The sequence below is a fragment of the Amycolatopsis sp. NPDC051373 genome (assembly GCF_040689465.1).
Lineage (GTDB): Bacteria > Actinomycetota > Actinomycetes > Mycobacteriales > Pseudonocardiaceae > Amycolatopsis.
In genome coordinates this window covers 295,049-307,187 of the sequence record NZ_JBFBAE010000004.1, presented here as the reverse complement: position 1 = coordinate 307,187, position 12,139 = coordinate 295,049, and the positions used below count along the sequence as shown (strand labels likewise).

Sequence of the window (12,139 nt, the reverse complement as noted above, 5' to 3'; positions counted from 1 at the left end):
CGTGGGCACGGCCCCCCGACCCTCGCCCACGGACCGGCCTTCACATCCGGTTCGGATCGACGAGGATCTTCGGTCCCGCTCCCGGCGGGCGGCGTCCGGCGAAGACGTCGGCGACCTCGTGGAGGCCGACCGTCGCCGCGACGATCGGGCGCGGGTCGACATCCCCGTCGGCGTAGCGGTCGATGGCTGCCTCGAGCCCGGGCGACGCACTGAGGATCCCGACGGCCGTCACGTCCTTGAGGGCCAGCTGCCGAGTGTCGATCCCGCTCGGTTCTCCGGCGAGTCCGATGTAGACGATCCGGCCCGACGGCTCCACCAGCTCCAGCGCGGCCGCCGGGACGGCCGGGTCGCTGGTGGCGTCCACGACCGCGTCCACCGGCGGCGCGGGCGGCTCCGCGGCCGCGGAGAACCCCAGCTCACGCGCGAAGGCGATCGAGCCGGCCGTGGCGCCGATCAAGTGGACCTCGGCGCCGGCCGCACGCAGAAACATCGCCGTGAGCAGCCCGATCGTGCCCGGCCCGTAGACCGCGACGCGCATCCCGTCCTTCTCGCCCAACGCGGCTTGCGCCGCCCGCAGCGCGTTCCCGCCCGGCTCGACCAGCGCGCCCGCCGTCGCGTCGAGGTGCGGGGGCAACTCGTGCAGCGACGTCACCGGCACCGCGATCTTCTCCGCCAGCGCCCCGGCCCGCCCGCCGCGGATCCCGACCTCTTGCCGGTCCGCGCACACGTGCTGGTGGCCGTTGCGGCACCGCCGGCAGTGCCCGCACCCGAGCATCGTGTCGCCGACGACCCGCCGTCCCACCCACGCGGGATGCACGCCCTCACCCGTCTCGACCACGGTGCCGCACCATTCGTGCCCGATTCGCATCGGGTAGCGCGCCTGGCCGTCGCCGAGGTAGTGCATCTCGCCGGTGAAGAACTCGAAGTCCGTGCCGCACACCCCGGCGCGCTCCACGGCCACCACGACCTCGCCCATCACCGCGACCGGCTCCGGCACCTCGGCCACCCCGGCCTCGCCGGGCCCGGTGACGACGAAGGCCCTCACCGGTTCGGCCCAGCACGTCGACTCATGCGACCGATGCTAGTGCTCCGCGCCGGCACCGCGGGGCCTTCGAAGGGACGGAATCACTCCCCCGGAGGGAAGTCCGCCGAGCCGCTCACGGCCTCGGCCGCGCGTTCCGGCGAAGAACGAGACCCAAGGCCGACGGCAGCCGGCGCGGCGGTCAGTGCAGTCACTCCTCCGGAGGGAAGGCCACCAGCGGCCGGCGGGTTCGGCGGAAGACCGCGCCGCCAGCTCCACCGCACCGGTACCCAGCAGGAGGCGCCGGGCGAGCCGAGCGCGGCGCGTTACGGCACAGCGGATCGGGGCCCCCTGTGTCACTCGCCCGGAGGGAAGTCCGCCGAGCGGCTCACGTCCGCCCACTTCTCGGCCTCAGCCGCGCGTTCCGCCGAAGACCGTGCGGCCAGTTCCACCGCGCCGGCGCCCAGCAGGAGGCGCCGGGGCGGGTCGGCGTGGTCGACGACGTCGACGATGATCTTGGCGGCCCGGGCGGGGTCGCCGGGCCAGGTGGCGGAGTCGGTGCGGCGGCGGTTCATCGCGCCGACCGTCTCGTCGTAATCGGGGGTCACCGGGTCGACGCGCATGGACGCGCCGGCCCAGTCGGTGCGGAACGGGCCGGGCTCGATGATGAGGACCTTGACGCCAAAGGGCGCGACCTCGTTGGCCAGCACCTCGGAGAAGCCCTCGACCGCGAACTTCGCGGCTTGGTAAGCGCCCATGCCGGGCGAGCCGCCGACGCGGCCGCCGACCGACGAGAACTGCACGAGGTGCCCCGAGCGCTGGGCGCGCAGGATCGGCAGGGCGGCCTTGGTGACGTTGACGACGCCGTAGAAGTTCGCGTCCACTTGGGCGCGGAAGTCGTCGTCGGGCATTTCTTCGATGGGTGCGGAGTTGGCGTAGCCGGCGTTGTTCACCACGACGTCGAGCGAGCCGAACGCGTCCACCGCCGCCTGCACGGCCGCGCGGGCGGCCGCCGGGTCGGTGACGTCGAGGGCGAGGGCGCGCACGCGGTCGCCGTACCGGGCGACGAGGTCGTCGAGCTGTTCGGGCTTGCGAGCGGTCGCGACGAGCCGGTCGCCGTGGTCGAGGACTGCTTTCGCCAGCTCCCGCCCGAAGCCGCGGGAGCTGCCGGTGATGAGCCAGGCCTTGGACATGAGTGCCTTCCGGGAGTTCGTGCCTACCTCTCCATCAGACACCGATCCCGCAGCTTCGTCAACCAACCAGTTGGTTAGTTAGACCACTTCGCACCGCCGCCGTGATCCGCTCCGCCCGCGAGACGAGTTCGTCCACCCCCAGCGCCGGCACCGGACCCGTGCGGCTCTCGATCGCCACCCGCGCGATCACCACGGCCGAACGCACCGCCTCCGCCGCGGCCGCCACGTCGAGCGGCGCCGCGCCCTCGGCCAGCCGCCGTTCGGCCACGGCCAGCAAGGAGGCCGCCGAGGTGATCACATCCGAGGAAGGCCGCCAAGCGTCGAGGTCCGACGTCCGCACCGCGAACGCGTCCTGCTCGGCCAGCCGCAGCCCGTGCATCCAGCCACCGTCCGCGCCGTCGCCGGTGCGCGCCAACAGCGCCGCGGCCTGAGCCAACGCGAGCGCCGCGACGGTCCCGCCGACCGGTACCGCGGACCCCACCGGCGGCGTCGCCAACGACTTCAGGAACTCGCTCATGATCTGATCCCGCATGAAAACCCCTCTCAGCGCCGAATGCGTTCCATTCCCGGGTCGACCAGGGGCTCCGCGGCCACCGTCGCCGCGACCCGCCGCCCGAAGTACTCGATCTCCACTGCGTCGCCGATGCCGACGGTCCCCGGCAGCCACGCGTAGGCGATCGGCCGCCCGACCGTGTAGCCGTAGGCCGCGCTGGTCACGTAACCCGAAGCAGCGCCGGCAACGAACACCGGTTCCTTGCCCAGCACCACCGTCCGCCCGTCGTCCACGGTCAGGCACCGCAACCGCCGCGCGGCCGTCTCCTCCGAACGGCCCTCGATCGCCTCCCGCCCCGCGAACGGACCTTTCGCCGGGCGAACGGCGAACCCGACCCCGGCCTCGTACGGATCGTGCTCGGTGGTCATGTCCGTGCCCCACAGCCGGTAGCCCTTCTCCAGCCGCAAGCTGTTGAACGCCGCCCGCCCGGCCGCGATCACGCCGAGTTTCCGTCCCGCCGCCCACAACGCGTCCCACAGCCGCAGGCCGTTGTCCGCCGACGTGTAGATCTCCCAGCCGAGCTCGCCCACATAGGACAGTCGCATCGCCGTCACCGGCACCCCCGCGATCCGCGCCGAGCGCGCCCGGAAGTACTTGAGCCCCGCGTGCGAGAAGTCCTCCGCCGACAACGGCTGCACCAGGTCACGCGCGAGCGGTCCCCACACGCCGATGCAGCAGGTACCCCCGGTGATGTCCCGGACCCGCACCCCGTCGGGCACCAGCGCGTTCAGGTACGCGACATCGATGTTCCCGTTGATCCCGACCTGGAACACAGAAGGCTCCAGCCGCGCCACCGTGACATCACTGCGCACGCCACCGGCATCGTCGAGCATGAGCGTATAGGTCACCGAACCCACGGACTTGTCGAGCTGGTTCGTCGTCAGCCCCTGCAGGAACTCCAGCGCACCCGGCCCGCTCACCTCCACGCGCTTGAGCGGCGTCATGTCGTAGAGCGCCACCCCGTTGCGCGTGTGCCACGCCTCCGCCGCCACGATCGACGAGTGGAACTGCCCCGCCCACGCGTCGCGCGCCGGCGGTAGGTACTCATGCGGCAGGCGTTTCACCAGCGGGGCGTTGGCCTCGAACCAGTGCGGCCGTTCCCAGCCGCCCGCCTCCAGGAACACCGCGCCCAGCTCGCGCTGCCGGACGTTGAACGGGCTCACCCGCAGGTCGCGCGGCGAAAGCTTGGGCTGTAACGGGTGCAGCACGTCGTAGATCTCCACGAAGTTCTGCTGCGACGTCTCGCTCACGTACTCCGGCGCGAGCTGCACCTCCTCGAACCGGTGCACGTCCACCTCGTGCAGATCGGTCTCCGAACGACCGTGCACGAGCAACTCCGCCACGGCCTTCGCGATGCCGGCCGAATGGGTCACCCACACCGCCTCGGCGATCCAGAACCCGCGCACGTGCTCCGACTCCCCGACCAGCGACCCACCGTCGGGAGTGAAGGAGAAGATGCCGTTGAACCCCTCCTCGACCTTCGTCCGGCCGAGCGCGGGCAGCAGCAGTTTGCTCTCCTCCCACGAAGGGGCGAAGTCCTCGTCGGTGAACGGCAGCATCGAGGGCATCGACGACTCCGTCACCTCGCCGTCCACGCCGGTGGGTTCGACGGGCATCGGCCGATGGGCGTACGAGCCGATGCCGAGGCGGTCCGTGTGCTCGCGGAAGTACAGGTCCTGGTCCTGGTGGCGCAGGATCGGCAGGCTCGCCTCGCTCGTCTCCGTGTTACGCCCCACCAGCTCCGCGACCTGACCCGTCTTCGCGTACTGGTGCGCGAGCGGCAGCAGCGGCACGGACATTCCCGCCAGCGCACCGAGTTCGCGCCCCCAGAACCCGGCGCACGAGACCACGAGGTCCGCACGGAACTCACCCTGGTCCGTCTCGACGCCGGTCACCCGGCCGCCGGCCTGCTTCAGCCCGGTCACCTTCGTCGAACCCACGAACCGCGCGCCCCGCGATTCGGCGCGGCGGGCCAGCGCGACGACCGCGCGCGACGCCTTCGCCAGCCCGTCGGTCGGCACGTACAGCGCGCCGTGGATCCGCGAGCCGTCGAGCAGTGGCCAGCGCCGCACGCACTCGTCGACGTCGATGAGATGCGCCTCGACGCCCCACGACGTGGCCCAGCCGTGCTTGCGGTGCAGGTCCTGCCACCGCGCGGGCGTGCTCGCCACCTCCATGCCGCCGACCTGGTTGAAGCACGGCAGTCCGTCGACCTCCAGGCCGCTGAACTTCTCGACGGTATAGCGCGCGAACTCGGTCATCGTCTTCGACGGGTTGGTCTGGAACACGAGACCGGGTGCGTGCGAGGTGGAGCCGCCGGTCAGTGGCAGCGGCCCCTGGTCCAGCACGGTGACGTCGGTCCAGCCGCGGGCGGTGAGCTCGTCGGCAAGGTTGGCGCCCACGATTCCGGCGCCGATGATCACGACTCGGGTCATGAGAAGAACACTCCTTACCGGAAGACGACGGTGCTGTTGCCGTTGAGCAGGACGCGGCGTTCGCTGTGCCAGCGGACCGCTCGCGACAGCGCGAGCGCCTCGGCGTCACGTCCGACGGTGACGAGTTCCCGCGGTGAGTACGTGTGGTCCACGCGCTGCACTTCCTGCTCGATGATCGGGCCCTCGTCGAGGTCGGGCGTCACGTAGTGCGCGGTCGCGCCCACGTACTTCACGCCCCGGTCGTAGGCCTGGTGGTAGGGCTTCGCGCCCTTGAACCCCGGCAGGAACGAGTGGTGGATGTTGATCGCGCGGCCCGCGAGCTTGCCGCACAGCTCGTCCGAGAGCACCTGCATGTACCGGGCGAGCACGACCAGGTCGATTTCGTGTTCCCACAGCAGGTCCAGCAGCCGCTGCTCGGCTCCGGCCTTCGTCGCGGGAGTCAGCGGCACGTGCTCGAACGGCACCCCGGCGGCCTCGACCATCGGGCGCAGATCCTCGTGGTTCGACACCACCAGCGCGATCTGGGCGCCCAGGCTGCCGGCGCGCCAGCGGAAGAGCAGGTCGTTGAGGCAGTGCCCGAACTTCGACACCATCACCAGCACCCGCGGCGCCGTACCGTCGGCGAACTCGAACTCCATGCCGAAGTCACCGGCCACCGGCACGAACGCCCTCCGGAGATCGTCCACAGTGGCCGGCACGGAACAGGTGAAGCAGGTGCGCAGGAACAGCGAGCCGCGCACGTCGTCGTCGAACTGCTGGTGCTCGACGATGTCGCACCCGCGCTCCATCAGGAACGTGGTGACGGCGTGGACGATGCCCGCGCGTTCGGGGCACTTGAGCGTCAGCGTGAAGGCCAAGGCCCCTCCTCGGTGTACTCGGTGGCGGCGTCGGCCAGCCACGCGGCGAAGTAGGGCGCGAAGGACTGGCGCACGAGCACGGTGAACTCGCCGGCCTCTCGGACCAGCAGCCCGATTCCGGTGCGGGCCAACAACGTCTGCACGCAGGTCCCGGGCGGCGACACGGCCGGGTCCAGGTCGATCGCGCAGCCGTGCGCGAGCACGTCGCGCACCGCCGGCCCGGCCAGCCGGACGGTGGTGCGCTGCGCCGACGTGTCGGTCACCGCGCCCACCGCGATCGCCGGCCGCAGATCCGTCTCGGTCACCGCGCCGGGTTCGGCGAGGACCAGGTACTCGTCCGGGCCCAGCCACAGCACGTCCACGGCACCGAACGGCCCGCGGCCGGAGGTGAAGGTGCACGGCTGGGCCGGCAACGGTACACCGAGCAGCTCCCCCACCTCATCATGGCCTTCGCGCACCCGCACGGTGAGCTGCGTCAGGAACGGCCGTTCCTCCGCGACCACGGCGGGCGCGAGGGCGGCCAGCGCGGCCGCGTGGGCCGCGAGCGGGGCGCGGCGCATCAGATCAACCGTCACGGCGGGTCCCCTCCTTGTCGAACAGCACGGATTCCGTCACGGTCACCGGCACCACGGCGTCGCCCACCGGCACGTACAGCGTCTGGCCGACGCGTTCCCGTCCGGACCGCACGAGCGCGAGGGCGAACGTGCGGCCCAGCGCGGCGCTGCGGTAGCTGGACGTGACGTGGCCGAGCATGCGCACCGGCGGCTCGGGCACGTGGTCGGTCTCGATCAGCTGCGAGCCCTCCGGCAACAGCACGGCCGGGTCCTGCGGCAGCAGGCCGACGAGCTGCTTGCGGTCGGGCCGCAGGTTCTCCGCACGCGTGAAGGATCGCTTGCCGAGGAAGTCGGGCTTCTTCTTCGACACGGCCCAGCTCATGCCGAGGTCCTGCGGGGTCACCGTCGCGTCGGTCTCCTGGCCGATGATCGGGTAGCCCTTCTCGGCGCGCAGCACGTGCATGGTTTCCGTGCCGTACGGCGTGATCCCGTCCTCGGCGCCGGCCGCCAGCAGCGCTTCCCACAGCGTGATCCCGTACCACGAGGGCACGTTGATCTCGTACGCCAGCTCACCGGAGAAGCTGATCCGGCAGACGCGGGCGTCGATCCCGGCGACCACCGCGTCCTGCCAGGTCATGAACCCGAAGGCGTCATTCGACACGTCGAGCCCGGGCGCCACCTTCGCGAGCACCGCGCGGGAGCGCGGGCCGACGAGCGGGATCGTGGCCCAGTGCTCGGTCACCGACGTGGCGAACACGCGCAGGTCCGGCCACTCCGTCTGCAGCCACTCCTCCATCCACTCCAGCACCATCGCCGCGTTGCCGGTCGTCGTGGTGACGAGGAACCGGTCCTCGGCCACGCGGATCACGGTGCCGTCGTCGATGACCATGCCGTCGACGCCGCACATCACGCCGTAGCGGATGCGGCCGACCTTGAGTGAGCTCATCAGGTTCGTGTAGAGCAGGTCGAGGAACGCCGCGGCGTCCGGGCCCTGCACGTCGATCTTGCCGAGCGTGGAGCCGTCCATCAGCGCGACGCCGGTACGAGCGGCGCGGCATTCACGCAGCACGGCCGTTTCCAGGTCCTCCCCGGCCCGCGGGTAGTACCACGGCCGCTTCCACTGGCCGACGTTCTCGAACTCCGCGCCGTGCTCGACATGCCACGGGTGCAGTGCCGTCACCCGCACCGGGTCGTGCAGGTCGCCGCGGTTGCGGCCGGCCAGCGCGGCGAACGACACGGAGGTGTAGGGCGGGCGGAACGTCGTCGGCCGCTGCCCGGCCAGATCTCGCCCGAGCGCCTCGGCGGTGATGCCCGCGGCGAGCAGCCCGGATGTCTTGCCCTGGTCGTGCGCGGTGCCGATGGTCGTGTAGCGCTTTACGTGCTCCAGCGACCGCAGACCGGCGCCGGTCGCGCGCAGGACGTCGGACACCGTGGCGTCGCGCTGCAGGTCGACGAACCGGGTGTCCACTTCGGACTCCGCCGCCGGCACCTGCCACAGCACCTTCGCCTCCGGCAGGCCTGCCCCCGCCGCGCTGCCGACCACAAGCACAGCCGGCAGGTCACCGTCCGGGACGTACGCGCCGAGCTCGGGTGCGTAGCGCAGAGTGCCGCGAGCCTGGCTGAACAGGTGCACGGCCGGGTTCCAGCCGCCGGACACGAGCAGCAGGTCGCAGGCGAAGCGATCCCCTTGCGTGGCCCCGAGTTCCGCGACGACCGCCGACGTGATGCGGTCACCCCCCGAGGTGCCGACGACCCCGTGCCCGGTCCGGATTTCGATCCCCCGCGCCGCGGCGTCTTCCCCCAAGTGAGCGGGCACGGTGTCCCGCGCGTCGGCGATCACCGCGATCTCCGCACCGGCGTCGGCGAGGTCGAAAGCCGCCGCGTAGGCGCTGTCGTTGGTGGTGAACACGACCGCGCGCCGCCCGGCGAGCACGCCGTAGCGGTTCAGGTACGTCCGCGCCGCGCCGGCGAGCATGATGCCGGGCCGGTCGTTGTCCGGGAACACCACGGGCCGCTCGTGCGCGCCGGTCGCGAGCACGATCCGCGTCGCGCGGATCCGCCACACACGTTGGCGCGAGATCCGCTCGGGGGCCGCGTTTTCACCGCGTCGTTCCAGCGCCAGCACGAACCCGTCGTCGTACACGCCGAACGCCGTGGTGCGGGAGAGGAACCGGACGCCGTCCGGGAGCTCGCCGCTCGGTTCGGGCTGGTCGTCGACCAGGAGCACTCGTCCGGAGGCGCCGGCCGCGGCGGCCAGCCCGGCCGGCCCGGCGCCGACGACCAGGACGTCGCAGTGGACGTGCTTGGCGTCGTAGCGCGCCGGGTCGGGCTCGGCGGCGAGCTTGCCCTGACCGGGCAGGCCGCGGGCGACCAGGCCGTCGTACAACTCGACTGTGGTCGCGCTGAGCATCGGCTCCGGGAACGGCGCTTCGATCTGCACGAGCGCGGTCGCGTCCTCGACGCCGGCCGCGAGGATGCCGCGCGGACGCCCGTACTTGATGCTTGTGGCCACCTGGTGCACGCCGTTCGCGAGCAGGGCCGACGCGAGGGTGTCGCCGCGGAAGCCGGTCAGCTCCCGGCCGTCGAAGGTGAACTTCAGCGGGGCGGCGCGGTCGACGACGCCGCGGTCGGGCAATCGGGTCACGGGATCACCGGCCTGGGCTCGTCGAGGCGGTAGACCGCCAGGAGGTCGTGGGTGCGGGTGTCGCGCACGGCGTTGAACCACCGGCGGCAGCCCGCGGAATGAGTCCATCGCTCGGGCAGCGGGCCGCTGGGGTTGGCGCGGAAGAACACGAACTTCGCCCAGTCCTCGTCGGACAGTGCGGCCGGGTCCTGTGGATAGGCGACGTGCGCCTGACCGCCGTAGTGGAACTCGGTCTCCTCGCGGGGACCGCACCACGGGCACGGGATGAGTTGCACGGGAGCTCCTAGTGGGCGACGGCGGCGGCGCCGTGCTCGTCGACGAGGGCGCCGGTGGTGAACCGGTCGAGGGTGAACGGCTCGGCGTACCGGTGCGGCTTGCCCTTCGCCACGGTGTGGGCGAAGCAGTCGCCGACGCCGGGTGTGGCCTTGAACCCGCCGGTGCCCCAGCCGCAGTTGACGAAGAGGTTCTCCACGGGGGTGAGACCGACGATCGGCGACGCGTCGGGCGTGACGTCCACGATCCCGGCCCACGTGCGCAGCAGGTGCGCCCGCGCGAACACCGGGAACAGCTCCAGCGCGGCGGCCATCTGGTCCTCGATGATGTGGAACGCGCCGCGCTGGCCGTAGCCCACGTAGGAGTCGATGCCGGCGCCCATCACGAGCTCGCCCTTGTGCGCCTGGGACACGTACACGTGCACGGCGTTCGACATGACCACGGTCGGATGCACCGGTTCGAGCAGCTCCGACACGAGCGCCTGCAACGGGTGCGACACCAGCGGCAGGTCGAACCCCGCCATCTTCGCGACCACCGACGAGTGCCCGGCGGCGCACAACGCGACCTTGCCGGCGGCGATCCGGCCCCTCGTCGTGTCGACCGCGGTCACGCGGCCGGCCGTGGTCTCGATGCCGGTGACCTCGCAGTCCTGGATGAGGTCGACGCCCAGCGCGGCGGCCGCGCGGGCGAAACCCCACGCCACGTAGTCGTGCTTCGCGATCCCCGCGCGCGGCTGGTAGGTGGCGCCCAGCACCGGGTACCGCACGTCGGGCGAGGTGTTGACGATCGGGCAGATCTCCTTGACCCCGGCCGCGTCGACCCACTCGGCGTCGATGCCGTTGAGCTTGTTGGCTTCGACGCGGCGGACGCTGTCGCGCACGTCCTGCAGGCTGTGCGCGAGGTTGAGCACGCCGCGCTGGCTGAACAGGATCGGGTAGCCGAGGTCCTCCTCCAGGCCTTCCCACAGCTTCAGCGAGTGCTCGTAGATGCCGGAGCTCTCGTCCCACAGGTAATTGGACCGGATGATGGTGGTGTTGCGGGCCATGTTGCCGCCCGCGAGCCAGCCTTTCTCCAGCACGGCGACGTTGGTGATGCCGTGGACCTTCGCGAGGTAGTAGGCGGTGGCGAGGCCGTGGCCCCCGCCGCCGACCACGACGACGTCGTAAGACCGCTTCGGTTCCGGGTTGTCCCAGAGGAAGTCCGGGTGTTCGGGCAGGTCGGCGCCGGGGGCCGTCGGGTTCACTGCGGGGCCTCCAAGTCCGGGTAGAGCGGGAATCTCGCGGTGAGAGCGGCCACGCGGGTGCGCAGCTTCTCCGCGACGGTTTCGTCGAAACCGGGCAGCAACGCCGCGGCCACGATGTCCGCGACCTCCCGGAACTCGTCGTCGCCGAAGCCGCGCGTCGCCAGCGCCGGGGTGCCGATGCGAATGCCCGAGGTGACCATCGGCGGACGCGGGTCGAACGGCACCGCGTTGCGGTTCACCGTGATCCCCACCGAGTGCAGGCGGTCCTCGGCCTGCTTTCCGTCCAACACGGAATCGCGCAGGTCGGCCAGCACCAGGTGCACGTCGGTGCCGCCGGTCAGCACGGAGATGCCGGCCGCCGTGGTGTCCTCGGCCAGCAGCCGTTCCGCGAGCAGCTTCGCGCCGCGCAACGTGCGGGCCTGGCGTTCGGCGAACTGCGGTTCGGCGGCCATCTTGAACGCCACCGCCTTCGCCGCGATCACGTGCTCCAGCGGGCCGCCCTGCTGGCCGGGGAACACCGCGGAGTTCACCTTCTTGGACAGCTCCGGGTCGTTCGTCAGCACCACACCGCCGCGCGGGCCACCGAGGGTCTTGTGCGTGGTGGTGGTCGTGACGTGCGCGTGAGGCACCGGCGACGGGTGCAGCCCGGCGGCCACGAGGCCGGCGAAGTGGGCCATGTCGACCATCAGGTACGCGCCCACCTCGTCGGCGATCTCGCGGAACCGCGCGAAGTCCAGCTGCCGCGGGTAGGCCGACCAGCCGGCGATGATCAGCTTCGGCCGGTGCTCCCGCGCGAGCCGCGCGACCTCGGCCAGGTCCACGCGGAAGTCCTTTTCGGACACCTCGTAGGCCGAGACTTCGTAGAGCAGGCCGGAGAAGTTGATCCGCATGCCGTGCGTGAGGTGCCCGCCGTGCGCGAGCGCGAGGCCGAGAATGCGGTCGCCGGGCTTGAGCAGCGCGGCCATGGCGGCGGCGTTGGCCTGCGCACCGGAATGCGGCTGGACGTTCGCGAAGCGGGCGCCGAAGAGCTCCTTGACGCGCTCGCGCGCCAGGTTCTCCAGCACGTCCACGTGCTCGCACCCGCCGTAGTAGCGCCGGCCGGGGTAGCCCTCGGCGTACTTGTTGGTGAGCACCGAGCCCTGGGCCTGCAGCACCGCCGTGGGCGCGAAGTTCTCGCTGGCGATCATCTCCAGCGTCGAGGCCTGGCGACGCAGCTCGGCGCCGATCGCGGCGGCCACGTCCGGGTCGAAGTCCTGCAGGGAGCGGCCGAGCACGGCGCCCGCTCCCCCGATCGTCGCGGTCATTCCTGCCTGCTTCCGTCCGCTGAACCCAGAACTGGCTGGTCGACTTCTGATATATCAATCTT

10 protein-coding genes are annotated in these 12,139 nt (G+C 71.6%); all 10 read right to left on the bottom strand.

Annotated elements, in window-relative coordinates:
• Positions 1–40 precede the first annotated feature (40 nt).
• The 10 genes from AB0383_RS09875 to glyA all read right to left on the bottom strand — a co-directional run bounded on the left by AB0383_RS09875 (position 41) and on the right by glyA (position 12,077).
• Positions 41–1,045, bottom strand: a complete 1,005-nt coding sequence (locus AB0383_RS09875) for an alcohol dehydrogenase catalytic domain-containing protein (protein ID WP_366186388.1) — start codon at positions 1,043–1,045, stop codon at positions 41–43.
• Positions 1,046–1,377: 332 nt separating this feature from the next.
• On the bottom strand, positions 1,378–2,214 hold the full coding sequence (locus AB0383_RS09870) for an oxidoreductase (RefSeq protein WP_366186384.1): 837 nt from the start codon (positions 2,212–2,214) through the stop codon (positions 1,378–1,380).
• Between the two features lie 58 nt (positions 2,215–2,272).
• Complete coding sequence (locus AB0383_RS09865) at positions 2,273–2,746, bottom strand: hypothetical protein (RefSeq protein WP_366186382.1); 474 nt, start codon at positions 2,744–2,746, stop codon at positions 2,273–2,275.
• Between the two features lie 11 nt (positions 2,747–2,757).
• Complete coding sequence (locus tag AB0383_RS09860; RefSeq protein ID WP_366186380.1) at positions 2,758–5,202, bottom strand: FAD-dependent oxidoreductase; 2,445 nt, start codon at positions 5,200–5,202, stop codon at positions 2,758–2,760.
• 14 nt (positions 5,203–5,216) lie between these two features.
• Positions 5,217–6,059, bottom strand: coding sequence for a formyltetrahydrofolate deformylase (gene purU / locus AB0383_RS09855; protein WP_364178046.1), 843 nt, complete (start codon positions 6,057–6,059; stop codon positions 5,217–5,219).
• A complete protein-coding gene (locus AB0383_RS09850; RefSeq protein WP_364178328.1) occupies positions 6,044–6,619 on the bottom strand; it encodes a sarcosine oxidase subunit gamma family protein in 576 nt (191 codons plus the stop codon). The genes purU and AB0383_RS09850 overlap by 16 nt, the downstream gene beginning before the upstream one ends.
• A gap of 4 nt (positions 6,620–6,623) precedes the next feature.
• Positions 6,624–9,257: a 2Fe-2S iron-sulfur cluster-binding protein gene (locus AB0383_RS09845; protein WP_366186378.1), complete on the bottom strand. Its 2,634-nt coding sequence runs from the start codon at positions 9,255–9,257 to the stop codon at positions 6,624–6,626.
• Positions 9,254–9,532 (bottom strand): sarcosine oxidase subunit delta, encoded by a 279-nt coding sequence (locus tag AB0383_RS09840; protein ID WP_220240537.1) that lies wholly within the window; start codon positions 9,530–9,532, stop codon positions 9,254–9,256. The genes AB0383_RS09845 and AB0383_RS09840 overlap by 4 nt, the downstream gene beginning before the upstream one ends.
• Before the next feature lie 8 nt (positions 9,533–9,540).
• Positions 9,541–10,773, bottom strand: coding sequence for a sarcosine oxidase subunit beta family protein (locus AB0383_RS09835; protein ID WP_366186376.1), 1,233 nt, complete (start codon positions 10,771–10,773; stop codon positions 9,541–9,543).
• On the bottom strand, positions 10,770–12,077 hold the full coding sequence (glyA, locus tag AB0383_RS09830; RefSeq protein ID WP_366186374.1) for a serine hydroxymethyltransferase: 1,308 nt from the start codon (positions 12,075–12,077) through the stop codon (positions 10,770–10,772). Before glyA ends, AB0383_RS09835 begins: the two co-directional genes overlap by 4 nt.
• Between the last annotated feature and the right edge of the window lie 62 nt (positions 12,078–12,139).

Excerpts from the sequence above, each read along its gene's own strand:
- AB0383_RS09865 (WP_366186382.1), bottom strand. The coding sequence starts at position 2,746 with ATGCGGGATCAGATCATGAGCGAGTTCCTGAAGTCGTTGGCGACGCCG.
- AB0383_RS09860 (WP_366186380.1), bottom strand. The coding sequence starts at position 5,202 with ATGACCCGAGTCGTGATCATCGGCGCCGGAATCGTGGGCGCCAACCTT.
- glyA (WP_366186374.1), bottom strand. The coding sequence starts at position 12,077 with ATGACCGCGACGATCGGGGGAGCGGGCGCCGTGCTCGGCCGCTCCCTG.
- AB0383_RS09870 (WP_366186384.1), bottom strand. The coding sequence starts at position 2,214 with ATGTCCAAGGCCTGGCTCATCACCGGCAGCTCCCGCGGCTTCGGGCGG.
- AB0383_RS09850 (WP_364178328.1), bottom strand. The coding sequence starts at position 6,619 with ATGCGCCGCGCCCCGCTCGCGGCCCACGCGGCCGCGCTGGCCGCCCTC.